1 pseudogene is annotated in these 486 nt (G+C 43.4%); it reads right to left on the minus strand.

The features are described from left to right. Positions 1 to 486 (minus strand): annotated as a pseudogene (locus tag UC75_RS21635) (phenol 2-monooxygenase); the annotation flags it as partial.

A 486-nucleotide genomic window follows, 5' to 3' on the forward strand; every position in this document is an offset into this window, starting at 1 on the left:
TGGACGGTAGTATTTATCAAAAGTGTCTGGATATTTAGCCGATAACCAATCCATTTCTTCGTCGGTTGGAATCCAAGTATGGAAACCAGCAGCATGACCAAAGTTATAGAAAATCCACCATGCCTGATGCGAGACATGCTCTTTTTCTTTCACAATGACATCGCTATATTTCGGCATACGGATGCCATAGCGGCTTAAATCTTTAAATAGCGCACCGCCTGCTTGTTCAAAATAAACTTCCCAAGCTTCTTTCCACGACATCACTTTATTTGGCAGCATGTAATCCATCATCATGCCCACAATTGAAAGCAAACGCGTCCCGCGCCAGAACCATTTATCAATCCATTCCTGCACAATCGGCACGTTGTCTTCATGTTGTTCGAGCAAGAATTTTACGATTTCAAGACCAAGCGTCATGTGGCGAGCTTCATCTGACTGTGCACTAAAACCAAAGGTTACAGTTGCCATATCGCCGTTATAAGCTGC

This window comes from Acinetobacter sp. V2 (genome assembly GCF_001188385.1).
Lineage (GTDB): Bacteria > Pseudomonadota > Gammaproteobacteria > Pseudomonadales > Moraxellaceae > Acinetobacter > Acinetobacter oleivorans.